The organism is Flavobacterium aquidurense (assembly GCF_031458035.1).
Classification (GTDB): Bacteria; Bacteroidota; Bacteroidia; order Flavobacteriales; family Flavobacteriaceae; genus Flavobacterium; species Flavobacterium aquidurense_C.
On sequence record NZ_JAVDXR010000003.1, the window covers coordinates 242,613 to 262,819 of the forward strand.

Sequence of the window (20,207 nt, forward strand, 5' to 3'; positions counted from 1 at the left end):
GGGTGAAAAAATATAATATCATCAATAAACAAACTCAAAACTTAAAGACTTAATAAAAATTTAGACAGGTTTTCATCTTGGGTCAGGTTTAATTTCTTTCTTAAACGATATCTGTGAAGTTCTACACCTCTAAAAGAGATGTTCATCATTGGTGCAATTTCCTTCGATGAAAGATTCATTTTAAGGTAAACGCAGAGTTTTATATCCTTTGGAGTTAGGTTTGGAAATTTCTTCGAAAGGTTAATAATAAATTCGTTGTGAATCTGATTTAGATTGGTTTCAAAAATCTCCCATTCATGTTTATTCACCTCATTTATTTTTATTGCTTTTTTAATTTCGCTTTTCAGCTTATTAAAATCACTTTCAGAGTCTAAAATGGTTTGAATGTTCTCGATCATTTCACTTTGTTTGGCAATAGATAAAGATTTACCTGCCACTTCAGATGATTTGGTTTGTAATTCCAGTTCCAGAATGTGTTTTTCATATTCCTGTATGTTCAATTCGTTCTCCGCTTTTAATTCCATTTCAAGAATTTCCCTCTGATGCTTTAATTCTTCTGCCTGCAGTTTTAATTTTTGCATATAGCGAAGTTTGTTCCATTTGTAATAGAAAAATAAAACCGCACCAATTATCAGTAAATACAGTAATATCATCCAAATTGAAAGATACCAGGGTCTTGCAACTTTAAAATCAAAGTCTGTTACTTTTTCATACGTCGCACCATCATGTTTATAAACAGTTATGGTATGATAGCCACTGCTCAAATTATTGAGTACGATTAATCCATCCGAAATTGGAATATAGTCTTTGTTATGGGTAAGTTTATAAAATAAATTCGGTTTACTTGCGCCATAAATACCAGAAATTACATTTACTTTTAATTCTGTATTGTATTTAATTTTAGAATCATTCGGCACAATATTTTCATCGTTAAATGCTTCAATTTTAACATCAGAATTCTGCTTGTTTACATATTTTAATTTAAGTGAAATAAAGCCATCATCAAGATTAAGCAAATAATTATTTTCAGCCTTAAAGATTCTCAAATTATCATTGATCAATTTTCCTTTATAATATTTCTCCTGAATAATATTCCACAAAAACTTATTTCCATGTGCATATATGTGGTACAAAATTCCGCTTTGGAGGACCATAAAATGATTTTCATCAATACCAACAATGTCTGTTACATTTTTAAAATTCTCATTAAACAGTTCATTTTCTTCAAGTTTATTCACGATTGAATTGTAAGTGTACCATGTATTATTTATTAAAAACAAAATTTCATTTCTGAACTCGAAAATCTTTACACCAAAATCATTTTTAATTTTACTTTGCTGCGTAATGTTTTCAACCTTTTTCGTTTTATAATTATCATCGAATATGACACGATATAAACCACGATAGTTGTCTGCTGCCCAAATTTCATTCTTTTTGTTCTGAGCTACATATTTTATAGGTTTAGAAAGATCTTTGATAACTTTTTTTTGAGATAAATCTGAAGGATTATCATAAACTAAAATCCCGCTGTATGTCGACTGGAAATAAGTATTATTGATAGCGCTTTTGGATAAATTCCACCCACCATTGATATTATTTATTTTTGCCAATGAACCATTTTCATAAGAAAATGTACCATCATTATGACCAATTACATATTTATTGTTAATTTCTGTGATGTTCCATGCCTGACCTTGTGTATTGGGCATCATATTGAATTTCCCTGAATCAAATTCAAAAACACCATGATTAGTGGCTATTAAGTACCCGTTATTTATGGTTGCCACCGAATAAACAGATCCTAAAATACCCGAATTATCATAAAAGATTGATATGGGAGAATTTATTTCAACATGAGCAATTCCATTATCCAGACCAAGCCATAAATCGTTTTCTTTATCAAACCCGATACTTAAAATAGAGTTGTTCATCAAAACATTTTTCCGGTCAATATTCTTATAGATATTCGTAGTTAAATCGTAAACAAAAACACCTCGATTTCCACTTCCTACAATTAACTTGTTGTTTTTTGTAAACCTGGCTACGTTAATAGTTCCTGCTTTTAATGTTTCGTTCAACGGACTATCCCAAGCTCTTAAACCATTGGATTCTACAATAAAAACACCATTTTTATGTGTAAAGATATAAGTCTTGCCTTTATATTTTTCGATAGCATGAACTACACAGTTTTTAAGAACATTCCAGCCTTTTGGATTGGCGATATGAGAACCATTCATTTTGAAAATCCCTTTTTCCACAGAGGCAACATAAAGATTTTGACCGACTACAAAGCAATATGAAATTAGAAAAGGAAATTTGATTTTTTGAATGTGTTTTCCATTATAAATAAAAACATCATTAAAGGACTGAAAATACAAAGAGCCATTGTACCTGAAAATTTTCCAGATTTCCTCATTGTCTTTTTCATCAAATAAGCGCAGTTTTTTGGTAATCGACACATAATGCATTTTGCCTTCTTTTCTGTACCAATAACCAAATTCTTTGTAAGAACCAGAGTAAATTCTATCCCCTTCAATCAAAATTGAACGGATAATCGTTTTATTGGGTAAAGTGTATTTTTCCCATTTTACACCATCGTATCGCAATAAATAATGATTATTGGCAAAATACATGGCATTATCCTTTCCCTGAGCAACATTCCAGATTTGATTGTCCCCCTGATAATTTGATTTATTATAATTTTCAACAAATGGAAGTAATTCTTGTGCTTGAATTTGAGAAGCGATGAAAAAGAAAAAAAATGATTTTAGAAGTATCGATTTCAAAATATGTGGTTTTATATCCAAAGATAATGACAAATATTGAATTTAAATAAGTAAAAAAGCTCCTCGATGGAGGAGCTTTTTTTATAATAAATAGATTCAACTTAGTTATGAAGTAATTGATAAACCTGATTTGCAATTTCATATTCTTCATCTGTTGGCACTACCAAAACTTTAGCTTTTGAATTTTCTCTATTGATTTCCCTAACAGATTTAGAACGAATAAGATTCTTTTCATCATCTAATTCAATACCGAAATACTCCATACCCGTACACACCAATTTGCGCATGTAAGAAGAGTTTTCGCCAATTCCGGCGGTAAAAACAATGGCATCTAAACCATTTAAAGCTGCTGCGTATGAACCTATAAACTTTTTAATACGATAAGCATTCATTAATAAAGCCAATTGACAATCTTTATTGCCTTTCTCAGCTTCGGCTTCAATATCGCGTAAATCGCTGTATCCTGTAAGTCCAAGCATACCACTTTGTTTCAATAAAACTGAATTTACTTCATCCGGAGAATATCCTAAATTCTTAATCATATAAAAAACTACCGACTGGTCAATATCTCCGGAACGCGTACCCATAATCAAACCATTTGATGGTGAAAATCCCATTGTAGTATCAATACATTTTCCATCTTTAATAGCAGCCATACTGCAACCATTTCCTAAATGAATGGTGATTATTTTAGAATTATGTTCCAAAAAATTAATGGCTTTTTCAGAAACATATTTATGGCTGGTACCATGAAAACCATACACACGGACTTTATTTTCTGTTAAAAGATAATTCGGAATAGCATATTTATAAGCTACTTCCGGCATTGTCTGATGAAAAGCAGTATCAAAAACCGCAATCTGTTCAGCGGAGCTAAAAATCTCTTCAGCAACATTAATCCCTTCTAAATTCGCAGGATTATGCAATGGCGCTAATTCAAAAAGCTGTTTGATTTTTGCTTTTACTTTTTCGTCAATTTTTACGGTAGCGCTAAAATCACTTCCTCCATGCACCACACGATGCCCGACTGCTGCTATTTCAGAAGTCGATTTGATTACGCCTTTTTCAGTATCCAAAAGCATATTGGCTACTTTTTGCAATCCTACTTTATGATTCGGAATTGGCAATAATTCCTCATGTGAATTTGATGCCGTTTTAAACGTGACATTAGAGGTTTCTAAACCAATTCTGTCAATCATACCGGAACAAATTACTTCGTTTTCCGGCATAACCATTAATTGATATTTTATAGATGAACTTCCTGAGTTTATAATTAGTATTTTCATTTCTTTTAAGGTTCTAAGGTGCTAAGTCTCTAAGGTTCTAAGTTTTTTTTTAAAAAAGACTTAAAGTTTAATTTTTAATTCTCAATTTTTAATTGATTTAAAGTCCCTGTGCCTGAATTGCTGTAATTACAACTGTGTTAATAATATCATCGACTGTACAGCCTCGGCTTAAATCGTTTACGGGTTTGTTTAAACCTTGTAACATTGGACCAATAGCTAAAGCCCCGGTTTCTCGCTGAACGGCTTTGTAAGTATTATTTCCTGTATTTAAATCCGGGAAAATAAGTACACTCGCCTGCCCTGCTACTTCAGAATCAGGCATTTTGCTTTTGCCAACAGCACGGTCCACAGCGGCGTCATACTGAATTGGCCCTTCTATTTTTAAATCCGGACGTTTTTGTTTTACGATTTCGGTAGCCGTTCTTACTTTCTCTACTTCATCCCCTTTTCCTGAAGTACCTGAAGAATACGAAAGCATGGCAATTTTAGGCTCAATCCCAAAAGCAGAACTTGAATCTGCTGATGAAATAGCAATTTCTGCCAATTGCTCTGCCGTTGGATTCGGATTAATGGCACAATCTCCAAAAACCGAAACCCTGTCTTCCAGACACATGAAAAATACAGAGGAGACTACTGATGAATTAGGTTTAGTTTTAATGAACTGCAATGCAGGTAAAATGGTGTGTTGCGTTGTGTGTGCCGCTCCCGAAACCATTCCGTCAGCATGACCCTTATACACCATCATTGTTCCGAAATAGGAAACGTCTTCCATTAAATCTCTTGCCATCGGAAGCGTAACATTCTTAGCTTTACGAAGTTCGTAATAGGTGTTTACATAATCTTCATAAAACTCCGATTCACTTGGATTAATGATTTTTATTTTTGAAAAATCAAATGTAATGCCGAGTTCAGAAACTTTACTTTCAATTTGTTTTTTATCGCCAATCATCGAAATATCAACAACATCCATTGCTAATAATCTTGACGCTGCGATAATAATTCGTTCATCAGTTCCTTCCGGCAAAACGATGTGTTTACGATGCTGTCTGGCTCTTTTTACCATGTTGTACTGAAACATTTTTGGCGTCATTCCTTCTGCTTCAAAAGTGATTACTCTTTCAGACAATGCATCAATTGCGACATATTTTTCAAAAGTATTAATCGACGTCTCAATTTTATGGGTGTTATTGGCGTAAATTTTTGATTTTATAGAGCCAATTTTGTTTGTAATATTATAAGTTCCTCCATCAACAGAAATAATCGGAACAATGGCAGAAAGTCCTTCGATTAATTTTAAGATACTTTGCTCCGGAATAATATTTCCGGTTAAAATAATTCCAGAAATTGTTGGATAATTAGCCGATTCATTGGCTTGTAAAGCCCCCAGAATAATATCCGAACGGTCGCCTGGTGTAATTACCAAAGCATTATCCTGCAAATGAACCAAATAATTATGCAATTGCATCGCTCCTACACTGTAATGTCCAATTTCATTGTTTAAATAAGCGCCTCCAAACAATACTTTTGCATCAAGTTCATTGACAATTTCCTGCATTGTTGGGTTATTCAAACTTGAAATTATAGGGATTGTGTTTACTAAAACATTCGCTGGCAGACTTTTCTGCAAACCTTTTGTGACCAATTCTATATTTTCCGGCTGTACTTTATTGGCAAAAACCGATAAGACCTCTACTTCTTTTACCTTAAAAGAATCGTAAACCAAATACAAGCTATCAACCAATTCGTCTAATGTTTTACCAACTCCTGAACCAACAATTACAGTCGGTATTCCGAGATTTTTTGCAATTAGGACATTCGTATCTAATTCAATGGAAGTTCCTTCTCCGGTAAAACTGGTGCCTTCAACCAAAACAAAATCAAAACGCTCTTCGAGTTTTTTATATTTTTCGATTATTAAATCTAAAACCTCGCCTATTTTTCCGTTATTTTTTTTCTTGATTAATTTACTTTTGGTGATGGCGTAAGCATCTTCAAACTTCATATCAAGATTAAAATGTGAAAGCACAGTCTCAATATGATTGTCCAATTCTCCATCAACAAAATCTTCTACGATGGGCCTGAAATAACCCACTTTAGCCGTTTTACCAATCAAAATACTCATCACACCTAACGTTATAATTGATTTTCCGCTATTCTGATCACTTGTGGCAATGTATATTGCTTTACTCATAATTTTTTATTTTGATATCTTAACAATGTACTTTTAAATCGTAATTTATAAATGTAAAACCTTTAAAACCAACGCCTCCTTTTGAAATAAATAATTAAGGCGATCACGAGTAAAGCCATGCCGATCATTACGGTATGATAACCATATTTATATCGAAGTTCTGGCATATTTTCGAAATTCATTCCGTACACCCCAACAATAAAAGTTAGCGGAATAAATATTGCCGATATAATTGTCAGCGTTTTCATGATTTCATTCATTTTCCGGCTTTGTTCTGAAAAATAGAAATTTGAAGCACTTTCTAAAGAACTCATATCAGAATCAATCTGCTCTAAAAGCTCTAAACATTTTTGATGCAATCTGATAAAGAAGTTAAAAGTATCCTTTTGAATTCCGTTATAATTATCATCATCTTTAATCGTTTTCAAATAATACAAGGAATCCCGAAGCGGAATGATAGAACGTTTTAAAAAATTAAAATTATCACGATGATTTTCAATTCTTTCTAATATAACAGGATCAGCACCTTTCTTGGTTAAATTGATTAACTCTTCAATCTTTTCTTCTTCATCTTCAATCGTAATATAAAAATTCTCCATTACGGCATCTAATAATAAATAAAGCAAATAATCTACTTTTTTAGTTCTTACAATTCCCGCATGAGTGCGAAGACGCTCTCGAATATGAGTAAAAAAATCGCTTCGTTTTTCCTGAAAAGAAATTAAGATTCCGTCTTTTAAAATAAAACTTAATTGCTCTACTTTTATTCCATCTGAATATTCTGAAGGCAAAAGTGATTTTATATTAAAGAACAAAATATCTTTTTGCTCTTCTAACTTCGTTCTTTTGGTTGTGTTTAAAATATCCGCCAATAAAAAATCATCCAGACTAAAATGTGTTCCGATAGTTTGTATTAAGTCGATATTATTTAATCCGTGAATATTTAGCCAGTTGTTTTTAGTATAATCAATACAAGTATTTAATGCGTGAACTGAAAATTTTTCATATTCGATAATAGAATTATCATCATATACAAAAAGCTGCATTTCTGTTTTGAGATCTTTATGTGAACCAGTATACTCTAAACTAGTATGTTGCAGTTTACGTCCTTTTTTGTATTTTATCTTTCTCATTCAAAATGATTTATATAGTAATATTACAAAAAAGTTTCCGAACAGGAAATGACATTTGTCATTTTGTAAAAGAAAAGAGACGCACAGCAGTGCGTCTCTACAATGAAAATCATAAATTTAGTCCATAAAAAAACCGGACTATTTCTAGTCCGGTTTTCATTTTATATGGTAGAGGCGCACAGCAGTGCGTCTTTACAAAGAAGAATTATTTTACTTCTTCGAATTCAACGTCTTCAACATTGTCACCTTGCGATTGCTCTTGTTGTGGAGCTGCTTGTTGACCTTGATCACCTTGAGCATACATAGCTTCAGTTGCAGTTTTCCATGCAGCGTTCACATTGTCTAATCCTTTTTGGATAGCCTCAAGATCTTGAGATTGGTGAGCAAATCTTAATTCAGTCAAAGCAAACTCGATTGCAGTTTTGTGATCGTCAGCAATCTTATCTCCTAACTCTTTCAATTGAGTTTCAGTTTGGAAGATAGTACTGTCAGCTTCATTTATTTTTTCAGCTCTTTCTCTTGCAATTTTGTCAGACTCAGCGTTAGCTTCAGCATCTTGCTTCATTCTTTCGATTTCTTCAGAAGTTAATCCAGAAGAAGCTTCGATACGAATATCGTGAGATTTACCAGTTCCTTTATCAGTAGCAGTTACTTTGATGATACCATTAGCATCGATGTCAAAAGCAACCTCGATTTGAGGAACTCCTCTTGGTGCTGGTGGAATACCATCTAAGTGGAAACGACCGATAGTTTTATTATCTACAGCCATAGCTCTTGCACCTTGAAGAACGTGTAGTTCAACAGATGGTTGAGAATCAGAAGCAGTAGAGAAAACTTGAGATTTTTTAGTTGGGATAGTTGTGTTAGCCTCAATTAAGATAGTCATAACACCACCCATAGTTTCGATACCTAAAGATAAAGGTGTAACGTCAAGTAACAATACATCTTTTACATCTCCAGAAAGAACTCCACCTTGAATAGCTGCTCCAATTGCAACAACTTCATCAGGGTTAACTCCTTTAGACGCTTTTTTACCAAAGAATTTTTCAACTTCTTCAACAATTCTTGGAATACGAGTAGAACCACCAACCAAGATAACTTCGTCAATATCAGAAACAGATAAACCTGCATTTTTCAACGCTTTAGCAACTGGTGCCATAGAACGTTTTACTAATGAATCAGTTAATTTTTCAAATTGAGCTCTAGTTAATTTTTTAACTAAGTGTTTTGGTCCAGAAGCTGTAGCAGTTACATAAGGTAAGTTGATTTCAGTTTCTGCAGAAGATGACAATTCAATTTTAGCTTTCTCAGCAGCTTCTTTGATACGTTGCAATGACATTGGGTCAAGACGCAAATCGATACCTTCTTCAGCTTTAAATTCGTCAGCTAACCAGTCAATAATTGTATGGTCAAAATCATCTCCTCCTAAGTGAGTGTCTCCATCAGTAGACAATACTTCGAAAACTCCGTCTCCTAATTCAAGAACAGAGATATCAAAAGTACCTCCACCTAAATCGTAAACAGCAATTTTTTGATCAGTTCCTTTTTTATCTAATCCATAAGCAAGTGCAGCAGCAGTTGGCTCGTTGATGATACGCATAACTTTAAGACCAGCAATTTCACCAGCTTCTTTAGTAGCTTGACGTTGTGCATCGTTAAAGTAAGCAGGAACAGTAATAACTGCTTCAGTAACTGTTTGACCTAAATAGTCTTCAGCAGTTTTTTTCATTTTTTGAAGTGTCATAGCTGACAATTCTTGTGCAGTATATAAACGACCATCAATATCCACACGTGGAGTATTGTTATCCCCTTTTACTACTGAATAAGGTACTCTTTTTGCTTCCTCAGTGATTTCAGCAAAAGAATGTCCCATAAATCGTTTGATAGAAGCAATAGTCTTTGTTGGATTAGTTACTGCTTGTCTTTTTGCAGGATCACCTACTTTAATTTCGCCACCTTCAACAAAAGCGATGATAGATGGAGTTGTTCTTTTTCCTTCTGCGTTAGGAATAACAACTGCTTCGTTACCTTCCATTACAGAAACACAAGAGTTCGTCGTACCTAAGTCAATTCCGATTATTTTACCCATTTTTTATATATTTAATTTTGATATACATTTTATAACTCAGGTGGCATAAGTCAATCTCTGTGCCAATATAAAAAACTAAAGTAAATTGTCAGTTTTCATGTCGGCACACTAAAAATCATCTGACAACATGACATTTTTAAAACCTGACAGACGTGGCATATCAGCACTTTACGTGTCATTATCAGGAGTTTTGTTGTCATCATCAGGAGCTGTTTCCTGCTATCCGTTATATCTTTTGTGGTGGTCCCGATGCTTCGGGACCACCACAAAAGGATACCGCTGCTATCAGGGCCAGGGCACCCGGTTTCTCGATTTTTTTTTATCTTCGTTCTAAAACCAAAACATAAGCCAAAGCATGAACCAAGAATTACACAGCCAATTTGACGAATTTGAAAAACCCTTAATTATTAGAAGAAAACTTTTACCGTGGTGGATAAAAACTTTTTGTTGGATTTTTATGTTCATGGGAATATGTGGTATTGTAACCATTCCAACCAGCTTTTTTTCTGATAATGTTAATCTAATGCTTTACGGTTTTTCAAGTAACACTGCTCTCTCGGGAACCGGAATCTTCATCATTCTAATTATGACATTCAAAGCTTTTGCTGCATATTCTCTTTGGTTTGAAAAAGAAAATGCAATTATGATGGGAAAGATAGATGCTATTCTTGGAATTGTAATTTGTATTGCTGCAATGTTTGTTATTCCTTTTATATCTCAAAACTCTCATTTCGAATTCAGACTCGAAATCTTATTACTAATCCCATACTACATAAAACTAAATAAAATCGAATACGAGTGGGACAATCTGGAAAGTATATAAAAACATCAAACAAAAATGAAAAACACGCTGCTTATTCTTCTATTTTTAAATTTAAACGTTGCCTTTTGCCAACAAAAGACAACATTTAAAAAACACGAAACTTTTAATGAAACGGTTCAAAATATTGACAAAAATATTCTATCGTTTATTCCAAAAGGATATGAAGCAATTACGCTTAAAAAAGGCGATTTAAATCTCGATAAGTTCGAAGATTGTATTTTGGTTTTGCACAAAAAAACCGAAGAAACAACTTCAAATTATAATGATCATAAACCCGACAAAAGACCTTTATTAATTTTATTGGGTCAGGAAAACGGAAGCTTTACATTAGTTTTCAAAAATGAGGATGCCGTTTATTGTATTGATTGTGGTGGCGTTTTTGGAGATCCGTTTACCGGAATTGCAATTAAAAACGGTTATTTTTCAATCGAACATGGTATTTCGGGCGGACATCACTGGGAAGAAATTATTACCTTCAAATTCAACAAAACTAAAAATAATTGGTATTTGTATAAAGATCATTATATCAACTATAAGCTCAATCCAAGCTCAGACCCAAAAGCCGAAGCTTTAATACCAGATGTTGACAGGTTAAAAACGGTTAAGGATTTTGGCGAAGTTTCATTTCAAAATTTCAATATTTATTCTGATAAAGGGTATTAATTTATATGCATGCATAATAAATTAATATTTTCTAATATTGAATTCCTTTTTTATTCGTAATTTCGATTTTCTAAAAAATGATTGTTATTCCAGAGAAAATGATCTCCTAAAAAACAATTCAAATAAATTAAAATACAATAAAAATGGCTTCATTTATTAAAGAAATTTCTTTTCGCTGGTCTGATCTTGACCCTAATTTTCACGTTCGTCATAGTGCTTATTACGATTTTGGCGCACAGCACCGTATCGAAATCCTTGAAGAACTTGGGTTAACGTTGAGAGTAATGCAGACACAAGGTTTTGGTCCGGTTTTATTTCGAGAAGAATGTGTTTTTAGAAAAGAATTAAAACTTTCAGATAAGATATTCATCCATACCAAAACATCTAAAATGAAATCTGATGCTTCACGCTGGTCGATTATCCACGAATTTAGAAGAGAAGATGACACACTTTGCGCTACCATTACTGTTGATGGTGCCTGGATGGATACTAAACTCCGTAAATTGGCTAATCCAACGCCTGAAATTGCGATTGAAGCATTGAGTATTTTTCCTAAAAGTGATGATTTTGTAGGATTATAAAAACAAACTTCATTTGTCGTAACTTTGTGAAATCCAAAAAACATATCTTTAGATTGTTTTTTGGATTTTTTTTTAAAATTAAAACGTATGATTGATTACTTAAACGACTTTCGAATTGGTATTTTCATTGGTGTGATTGCTATAACAACTATCATTCTTGGTGCCATTACCGATAAAGTACTTCGTTACGTTTTGTACCGAAGACAGACTAATAAAGATTATGACGCAACAGGATTCAAGTTTTTAAAACATTTGATCATTACCGTAATTTACATTCTTGGTATTGCGTTTGCTTTAATACAAATTCCTGAGTTCAAAATTATCGGACATTCTTTCCTGGCAGGGGCCGGAGTGATTTCGCTCGTTGCAGGTCTTGCATCGCAACAGGCTTTAAGTAATATTGTGAGCGGAATTTTTCTGGTTGTTTTTAAACCCTTCCGAATTAATGATAAAATCACCATCAATAATTTTGTTGGTACTGTAGAAGACATCAATTTAAGACAAGTTGTTTTGAAAGATGCCGAAAACAATAGAATTATCATTCCAAATTCAGTTATCAGCAATCAAATTATTGTCAATACTAATATGCTGGACACGAAATGTTGTAAAATAATCGAAATCGGAATTGGTTATGATTCTGATGTCGAAAAAGCTTTGGAAATTATGAAAGATGAAATTGCCAAACATCCTCTTTTTATTGATACCAGAACTGCTGAAACCAAGAAACAAAAAACACCATTAGTCGTGGCGCGCGTTGTAGCACTTGCAGATTCAAGCGTAACTTTAAAGGCATGGGCATGGGCAAAAAATTCAACTGATGGTTTTGTAATGTATTGCGATTTACTGCAAAGCATTAAAAAACGTTTTGACGAAGCAGATATTGATATTCCCTATCCGCAACGAGTTGTAACGCTGAAAAAAGACAAAACCGACTGTTAATAATCTACGAATCAAATAAAAAAATTACACATAAAATTTCATATACTTTCTTTGACTGCTGTCACAAATACACAAAAAAAATCCTTTATAATCCATTTAATCTGCAAAAATCTGTGTGCCATTTTTACTCAAACTTCAAGCCAAAGTTAACTTTATCAAAAGTCGTACTGCAGGAAATTGCAAATCGTCCGACATTTACGGTTCCAAAAATACCTCCAACACTATGTCCTGAATAAAATCCTCCGGCCGAAAAGCGTTCAATTTGATATTTTAAAGCAATATCATTGACTCTGCTGCTCAATTGCCCGAAAGCTATGACATGCGGGATAATCTCATAACTTCCAAAAACTTTCGGAACTAGTTTTTTATAGTAATCAAAACTTTCATCGGTTTCATAATCGACACTTGTCGAATGCAGATTTTCAAGATTTCCTCCAATATAGGTGTTTTCTGAAAAATGGTAGGAAATACTGAAACCGGTAAAAGTTCCGTCATAACCACTTCTCGATTCCAGATAACCAAAGCCAATCGTAGCCCTGAACTTGTCACATATTTTTCCGATGTAACCAATATAGGTTCGATCAATTTCCGATTTATCGATTCCGGCACCAAAAATTATATCCTCATCACACATATCAAATGCATACTGAAAATAGGCCGAATACTGATCTTCATTGGCCGCGACGACGCTCCGGCCTTTATCAAGATCGATATTTGCTGATATTAATGTAGAGTTTATAACGGCTAAATCAAATGAGTTGATTTCCTGGGCAAATGCGGGGACTGCGAACAGTATAAAAAGTATTGTTTTTTTCATATTACCAATTTTTAGCTGACAACATTCTAACTCTAAATTACAGACAATTTTCTTGTTAATAAAAGAAGTCCTTTGAAGTACACCATTACTCGTTAAAATGCAATATTTTAATAATCAAGCGTTTAAAACTGATTTAAATTCAATAAAAGAATTAAACGAAAGCGCCATTTTCCTTTTCAATTTGTTTTTTTCTGATAACTTTAAGACCATAAATTTTGCATTTCAAAATCGTTAACGGTAATTTTATAGTTGTTAATCCAAATTGATTTTAAATGAAAACGCTTAAACTTTTATTCCTGCTGCTTCCCTTTCTTGTTTTTTCGCAAGAAAGAAACATCAAAACTTTGGATATCGATTTATCGAACTATGAATATCCATTTCCTGTAAATTTCTTAGAATTGAGTATTCAGCGTCAATATTTAAGAATGTATTATATGGATGTACTTCCTGAAAACTATAATAACAAGAATATTGTCCTGCTTCATGGCAAAAACTTCAATGGCGCTTACTGGGAAACCACTATTAGAGCCTTAACAAAAGAAGGTTTCCGGGTTATTGTTCCAGATCAGATTGGTTTCGGAAAATCATCAAAACCAGATAATTTTCAATACACTTTTCAGCAATTGGCTGAGAATACCAAAAAACTATTAGATCATTTGGGAATCGGAAAAGCTACTATACTTGGACATTCAATGGGTGGAATGCTGGCCTCAAGATTTGCTTTGATGTATCCTGAAACTACCGAAAAATTAGTTTTGGAAAATCCGATTGGCTTAGAAGACTGGAAATTAGTTGTTCCCTACAAACCTGTTGATTGGTGGTTTGAATCGGAAATGAAACAAAATTACCAAGCCATCAAAAAGTATCAGATGGAGAATTATTATGATGGAAAGTGGAATGCCGATTACCAAAAATGGGCTGAACTGAGTGCCGGCTGGACTTCTGCTCCCGACTATGATCGCGTTGCCTGGAACTCAGCTCTCATATACGACATGATTTTTACACAGCCAGTTTTATATGAATTTAAAGACATCAAAAGTCCGACACTTTTAATCATCGGAACAAGAGATAAAACAGCCTTAGGGAAAAATCTCGTTTCCGAAGAAGTCAGAAAAACAATGGGAAACTATGCTGAATTGGGCAAAAAAACACAAAAAGCGATTCCGAATTCTAAATTAGTCGAAGTGCCAAATACAGGACATTTACCTCATATTGAATCTTTTGATCAATTTATAAAACCATTAATTGTATTTTTGAAACAATAATTTTATTTTTTTTCGCCACGAATTTACGAAATATATTGAATTCGTTTATGAATAAAATTCGTGAATCCGTGGCGAAAAACTTTACTTATTAATCTAAAAACTAAAACAATATGTTTACAATCGAACAAATAAAAGAGGCACATTCTAAAGTAAAAAGCGGTGCTGATTTTCCAAATTATATTCAGGATTTAATTATTCTCGGAGTAAAAGGATACGACACTTTTGTGCATGACGGACATGTTGAGTATTATGGTGTGAACAATTACAATGTAACATCAGATGAAAAATACAGTCCGATAAGTATTGCAGCGTTTCCTAATAAAGAACTTTTTATAGAATTTCTAGTGAAACATCAGCATGGAGAAACTGACTATATCACGTTCTGCACTCATTGCGGACAATGCGGTATCGCAAAATGGCGTGTTGATATTATCGAAATGACCTGCACTTATTATGACTTGGCAGACAACGAAATATTGATCGAAAAAATTCCAGGCTAATTCAATAAAAGTTTCATGTCTAAAAAATATATACTGCTTGTACTTTTTTCGATTTGCTTTTTAGGATTTTCACAGTCTAAGAAAGCAAATTCAAAATTTAAAGTCATTGCTTTTTATACTGCCAAAAATGATCAGGCACATATTAGTTTTGTTCATGAAGCCAATAAATGGTTTCCAAAAATAGCCGAAGAAAATCATTTTGTATATGATTCAACCAGCAATTGGGACAATCTGAATGCGAAGTTTTTAGCACAATATCAAGTAGTTTTATTTTTAGATACAAGACCGGAAACTCCAAGTCAGCACGAGGCATTTCAAAAATACATGGAAAAAGGCGGCGCATGGATTGGTTTTCACTTTTCGGCATTTGCTTTAAACGATTCCGATTATCCTCAAAACTGGAATTGGTATCATAATGCTTTCTTGGGTTCGGGTGAATACGGAAGTAACACCTGGCGACCGACTTCGGCAGTTTTAAGAGTTGAAAATCAGGATCCCATAACCAAGAATCTTCCTAAAACTTTTTCATCACAACCAAACGAATGGTACCGATGGGAGAATGATTTAAGGAAAAATCCTGACATCAAAATTCTATTGGCAATCGACGAAAGCAGTTTTCCGCTAGGAACTGGTCCAAAAGCCCATGAAATTTGGCATAACGGTTATTATCCTGTTGTTTGGACGAATAAAAACTACAAAATGCTGTATATAAATATGGGCCACAACGATATTGATTATGAACACGGAACGAATAAAACTCTTTCCTATACTTTTGAAAACAAAGCGCAAAACCAACTAATTATCAATGCTTTGCTTTTATTCGGAAATTCAAAAAAATAAATTATTTCAAAATGTCAAATAAACTTTCACCTATTATAAATCCTGAAGAATTATTACAATTGCAGGATTCTTCCGAAGTTATTTTAATCGATGCCAGAGCCGGAGTAAATGCCCAAGAAAATTATCAGAAAGAACACTTAAAAAATGCCCGTTATATTGATTTGAATCAGGATTTGGCCATTGTTGCATCTGATCCTGCAAATGGAGGAAGACATCCGTTACCATCATTAGAAAAATTCTCAGCGGTACTTTCTAAGCTCGGCATTTCACCTAATAGCCACGTCATTATTTACGATGATAAAAACGCATCAAATGCTGCTTCAAGATTTTGGTGGATGTTAAGATCTATTGGTCACGAAAAAGTACAGGTTTTAAATGGCGGCTTGCAAGCGGCGATAAAAACTGGTTTTCCAAAAAGTTCAGCAACCGAAAATTTTGAATCAACGGATTATAAAGTTTCTCAATGGAAATTGGCAGTCGCCGATATTGAAGAAGTTGAAAAAGCCCGAAACAACAACGAAAACATTGTAATCGATGTGAGAGATAAAAATCGTTTTGACGGACTTACGGAACCTTTAGATTTAATTGCAGGACATATTCCGGGAGCAATTAATGTTCCTTTCAGCGAAAATTTAAATGAAGACGGATTTTATAAAGCTGCTGCAACTTTAAAAGAAAAATATAATGCCGTTTTAGGCGATACAAATCCGGAAAACGTGATTATACATTGCGGTTCTGGCGTAACAGCCTGTCATACATTACTAGCAATGGATTACGCCGGAATTGAAATTCCAAAACTATACGTAGGATCCTGGAGTGAATGGTCGCGAAACGACCGTGAGATGTTTACAAAAGAAAGAGAATAAATAAAAAAAACATTTATGACGTAGATAATTTAAAATTTATATGCCACAGATATCACTGATTCAAAAGATTAATCATTCAAATCTGTGAAATCTGTGGCAAAAAGAAAATCATTAATCTATGTCCACTTAATTAAAAATTTTAAAATGCAGCATTGGGATATACTTTTATCGAATCAGGTAAACAAAAAAGCTTTTATAGATACTTTACTTTCTAGAGAAGCCAAAGGAGAATTAGCCGTTTTTAATTCACAAAAAGGAATTTTGTTTTCAGATATTGCCATTGAGAAATTCATCGAAAAAGAGTATCAATATGACATTGTAGAAGCTTCTCCGGAATCCCATCGTCAATTAAGAACCTTTTCTTCCGGAGAGCGCAAAAAAGAATTTTTAAAATACTGCATCAGTCAAAAACCTGATTTTATCATTTTTGATAATCCTTTCGATCATTTAGATCAGGCTTCGCGAGTGATATTGGCACAATCACTAGAAAAATTAACTGACACAATTGCGATTATTCAACTGGTAAACCGAGTTTCTGATGTTTTGGAATTTGTTCCGAATAAAGCACAAATCAAAGACAATTCATTTGAATTACATCCGATTTTAAAAACCGAAAATCATTTTAAAACCCTAAATACAGCTGCGATTCCAAAAGCGATTGAGCCACACACCTTTCACGAAAGTGTATTAATCAAAATGGACAAAGTTTCAGTAAGCTACGACGAACGAAAAATTGTAGACAACATTTCATGGACAATCAAACAAGGTGAATTCTGGCAGTTAATTGGTCCGAATGGTTCAGGAAAAAGCACCATTTTGTCATTGATAACAGGCGATAATCCAAAAGGTTTTGGACAGGATTTATTTCTATTTGGAAGAAAAAAAGGAAGCGGAGAAAGCGTTTGGGACATTAAAAAGCAAATCGGAATATTCGCTACTTCCATGACCGATTTATTTCAAAAAGGGCATACTTTGGAAGAAATGATTCTTTCCGGTTTTTTTGATTCCATCGGACTTTATATCGAGCCAACCACGCACCAAAAACAAATTGTTACCCAATGGCTTGAAGTAATCGAAATGACAAGTTTAAGAAAAAAACGTTTCATTGATCTTTCCATCGGTCAGCAAAGAGTCGCGCTGATTGTTCGTGCCGTTTTAAAACATCCGCCATTATTAATCCTGGACGAACCTGTAGAAGGTCTTGACGACGAAAATGTAGATTTGGTAATTCAGTTAATCAACACCATCAAACAAGAAACAAACGTTAGTATTTTATACGTTTCCCATCGTATAGAACAAGGCCTCGCTCCTACTTCAGTTTTTGAATTATTGCCAACACCAACAGGATCAATCGGCAAAATAAAATACCACTCGGAGTTAAATTAAAACACAAATTCCACTAATTTACACAGATTAATATTCGTGTAAATTAGTGGAATTTGTGTTCTGTATAAAAATTATCTAATTTTCTAATTGACAAATTATCTAATTAATTCTCTTCTTCTTCCGTATTGTGAGACTTCACATAATTACGCCATTTCTCAATACAATCCTGAAAATCCTGCGGCAATTCAGTATCAAAACGCATCATTTCGCCCGTTGTCGGATGCACGAAACCAAGTGTCTTGGCATGTAGCGCCTGACGTGGCAATGCTTTAAAACAATTCTCAATAAACTGCTTGTATTTGGTAAACGTAGTTCCTTTCAAAATCAAATGACCACCGTAACGCTCATCATTAAACAACGGATGCCCAATGTGTTTCATGTGCGCACGAATCTGGTGCGTTCTTCCGGTTTCTAATTTACAAGAAATCAAAGTTACATATCCAAAACGCTCCAAAACTTTATAATGCGTAATTGCAGGTTTTCCAATCTCAGGATCAGCAAAAACAGCCATTTGCATACGGTCTTTTAAGTGTCTGGCAAGATTTCCTTCGATAGTTCCTGCTTCCTCAGCAACATTTCCCCATACAAGGGCAATATATTCACGCTCAGATGTTTTAGCCTCAAATTGTTTTGCTAAATGTGTCATCGCAGCTTCCGTTTTGGCAACCACCAAAAGTCCGGATGTATCTTTGTCAATTCTATGAACCAAACCTGGGCGTTCACTGCTGTTCATTGGCAAATTATCAAAATGATGTGCCAAAGCATTTACCAAAGTTCCGGTATAATTTCCGTGACCTGGGTGTACCACCATTCCCGGTTCTTTGTTAATCAGTAGAAGCGCGTCGTCTTCATAAACAATATTCAACGGAAGATCTTCCGGAAGAATATGATTTTCAAACGGCGGATGCGATAACATAACTGTCACGACATCAAACGGTTTTACTTTATAATTTGATTTTACCGGAATATCATTTACAAAAATGTTTCCTTCAGTAGCGGCATTCTGAATCTTATTTCGCGTCGCATTCTGAATCAAATTCATTAAATATTTGTCAATACGCAAAAACGCCTGACCTTTAGGGACTTCAAATCTGAAATGTTCGAATAATTCGTCTTCCAGATCTAAATTTTCAATATTATTGTTCATCTTTTGGGGTTTCTGTCTCAGGCGACGCTAAACTGTCTGCGGCCTGGCTATCATCTACATAAGTTGCTTTTCCATCTCCTAAAACCAAGTCGATTTTAGATGCTTTCAGCACACGGTCTCCCGCTTTCACATTTCTTCCTTTGTAACGCATCTCCAAAACCATATCTTTTCCAAGATTCGGAATATAAGTGATTGTTCCAGCCTCAAGACCTAAAGCCTTCAAAGTTGGAACTGCTTCACGATATGTTTTCTCTATTAAGTCTGGAATTTTAACAGACGAAAATCCTGAGGCATTAATTTTAATATATATTTTTCTTCCCACTTTTACTTTCGTTCCCGGCAACGGATCTTGCTCAACAACACTGTATTTTGGGTATTCACTTCGGTAATCAACACTATCAAGAAGCACGTAATCTAAGTCTAATTCATCCAATTTTTCTTCCACCTGCTCTTCAGTCAGTTTAGATAAATTCGGAACAGCAATTTCATGACCGTGATCAGTTGTAAAAGTCAACCAATGCATAAACAAATACCCTAAAACAGCAATAATAGCTGCCGCAGCTAATACTTGCAAAAAAAACACGCGGCTTGTTAAATACTTACGTAAACTCATAAATTTATTTTTATTAGTGGCAAAGATAAAGCTATTTCGTTTCAAAAAAAATGATAATTTTGTTTTAAGGAAGAAAGTCGCGTGATTGTCATACTGATCGTCCCGATCCCGAAGCTTCGGGACGGGAGAAGGTTGTTTTTAAGGAGCTGTTTCCTGCTGTCCGCTATATCTTTTATGGTGTCCAGAAGCTTCGGGACCACCATAAAAGGATGTCGCTCCCATCAGGGCTAGGACACTCGGTTTCAAAACAACATTCCGATTAAACGATTTAACAAATCAAAT

Annotated in this window: 17 protein-coding genes; 9 read left to right on the forward strand and 8 right to left on the reverse strand. The window is 34.1% G+C overall.

The genetic code is table 11. From position 1 onward, the window contains the following. Nucleotides 1–41 precede the first annotated feature (41 nt). From J2X17_RS06525 to dnaK, 5 genes are all read right to left on the reverse strand, one after another. A complete protein-coding gene (locus tag J2X17_RS06525) occupies nucleotides 42–2,786 on the reverse strand; it encodes a helix-turn-helix and ligand-binding sensor domain-containing protein (protein ID WP_310295819.1) in 2,745 nt (914 codons plus the stop codon). A 101-nt stretch (nucleotides 2,787–2,887) separates the two neighbouring features. Beyond that, nucleotides 2,888–4,072 (reverse strand): acetate/propionate family kinase, encoded by a 1,185-nt coding sequence (locus J2X17_RS06530; protein ID WP_310295822.1) that lies wholly within the window; start codon nucleotides 4,070–4,072, stop codon nucleotides 2,888–2,890. A 97-nt stretch (nucleotides 4,073–4,169) separates the two neighbouring features. Further along, entirely contained in the window at nucleotides 4,170–6,263 is a 2,094-nt protein-coding gene (gene pta / locus J2X17_RS06535) for a phosphate acetyltransferase (protein ID WP_310295824.1), read from the reverse strand. 62 nt (nucleotides 6,264–6,325) lie between these two features. Continuing rightward, nucleotides 6,326–7,396, reverse strand: a complete 1,071-nt coding sequence (corA, locus tag J2X17_RS06540) for a magnesium/cobalt transporter CorA (RefSeq protein WP_310295826.1) — start codon at nucleotides 7,394–7,396, stop codon at nucleotides 6,326–6,328. Between the two features lie 205 nt (nucleotides 7,397–7,601). Continuing rightward, a complete protein-coding gene (dnaK, locus tag J2X17_RS06545; RefSeq protein WP_026982239.1) occupies nucleotides 7,602–9,485 on the reverse strand; it encodes a molecular chaperone DnaK in 1,884 nt (627 codons plus the stop codon). 355 nt (nucleotides 9,486–9,840) lie between these two features. On the opposite strand from dnaK, the gene J2X17_RS06550 reads away from it, so the two are divergent. The 4 genes from J2X17_RS06550 (at nucleotide 9,841) to J2X17_RS06565 (ending at nucleotide 12,491) form a co-directional block, all read left to right on the forward strand. After that, nucleotides 9,841–10,308 (forward strand): hypothetical protein, encoded by a 468-nt coding sequence (locus J2X17_RS06550; RefSeq protein ID WP_310295828.1) that lies wholly within the window; start codon nucleotides 9,841–9,843, stop codon nucleotides 10,306–10,308. Between the two features lie 15 nt (nucleotides 10,309–10,323). Continuing rightward, nucleotides 10,324–10,971 (forward strand): hypothetical protein, encoded by a 648-nt coding sequence (locus J2X17_RS06555; protein ID WP_310295830.1) that lies wholly within the window; start codon nucleotides 10,324–10,326, stop codon nucleotides 10,969–10,971. Between the two features lie 143 nt (nucleotides 10,972–11,114). After that, nucleotides 11,115–11,552, forward strand: a complete 438-nt coding sequence (locus J2X17_RS06560) for an acyl-CoA thioesterase (RefSeq protein WP_310295832.1) — start codon at nucleotides 11,115–11,117, stop codon at nucleotides 11,550–11,552. Between the two features lie 87 nt (nucleotides 11,553–11,639). Next, nucleotides 11,640–12,491, forward strand: coding sequence for a mechanosensitive ion channel family protein (locus J2X17_RS06565; RefSeq protein WP_310295834.1), 852 nt, complete (start codon nucleotides 11,640–11,642; stop codon nucleotides 12,489–12,491). A gap of 124 nt (nucleotides 12,492–12,615) precedes the next feature. Here J2X17_RS06565 and J2X17_RS06570 read toward each other — a convergent pair whose 3' ends face one another. After that, nucleotides 12,616–13,308, reverse strand: a complete 693-nt coding sequence (locus tag J2X17_RS06570) for a hypothetical protein (protein WP_310295836.1) — start codon at nucleotides 13,306–13,308, stop codon at nucleotides 12,616–12,618. A 272-nt stretch (nucleotides 13,309–13,580) separates the two neighbouring features. Between J2X17_RS06570 and J2X17_RS06575 the strand changes: the two genes are divergently transcribed. The 5 genes from J2X17_RS06575 (at nucleotide 13,581) to J2X17_RS06595 (ending at nucleotide 18,165) form a co-directional block, all read left to right on the forward strand. Beyond that, a complete protein-coding gene (locus tag J2X17_RS06575; RefSeq protein ID WP_310295838.1) occupies nucleotides 13,581–14,573 on the forward strand; it encodes an alpha/beta fold hydrolase in 993 nt (330 codons plus the stop codon). Nucleotides 14,574–14,683: 110 nt separating this feature from the next. After that, nucleotides 14,684–15,073, forward strand: coding sequence for a DUF1398 domain-containing protein (locus J2X17_RS06580; RefSeq protein WP_310295840.1), 390 nt, complete (start codon nucleotides 14,684–14,686; stop codon nucleotides 15,071–15,073). Nucleotides 15,074–15,088: 15 nt separating this feature from the next. Continuing rightward, a complete protein-coding gene (locus J2X17_RS06585; protein ID WP_310295842.1) occupies nucleotides 15,089–15,913 on the forward strand; it encodes a ThuA domain-containing protein in 825 nt (274 codons plus the stop codon). 11 nt (nucleotides 15,914–15,924) lie between these two features. Further along, a complete protein-coding gene (locus J2X17_RS06590) occupies nucleotides 15,925–16,779 on the forward strand; it encodes a sulfurtransferase (protein WP_310295844.1) in 855 nt (284 codons plus the stop codon). Between the two features lie 144 nt (nucleotides 16,780–16,923). Next, the gene (locus J2X17_RS06595) at nucleotides 16,924–18,165 is read left to right on the forward strand and encodes an ATP-binding cassette domain-containing protein (protein ID WP_310295846.1); all 1,242 of its coding nucleotides are present in this window, start codon (nucleotides 16,924–16,926) and stop codon (nucleotides 18,163–18,165) included. A gap of 103 nt (nucleotides 18,166–18,268) precedes the next feature. On the opposite strand, the gene J2X17_RS06600 is transcribed toward J2X17_RS06595, so the two are convergent. Both J2X17_RS06600 and J2X17_RS06605 read right to left on the reverse strand, forming a co-directional pair. Then, nucleotides 18,269–19,312: an RluA family pseudouridine synthase gene (locus tag J2X17_RS06600; protein WP_310295848.1), complete on the reverse strand. Its 1,044-nt coding sequence runs from the start codon at nucleotides 19,310–19,312 to the stop codon at nucleotides 18,269–18,271. Further along, nucleotides 19,302–19,925, reverse strand: a complete 624-nt coding sequence (locus tag J2X17_RS06605) for a PASTA domain-containing protein (protein ID WP_310295850.1) — start codon at nucleotides 19,923–19,925, stop codon at nucleotides 19,302–19,304. The genes J2X17_RS06600 and J2X17_RS06605 overlap by 11 nt, the downstream gene beginning before the upstream one ends. Nucleotides 19,926–20,207 lie beyond the last annotated feature (282 nt).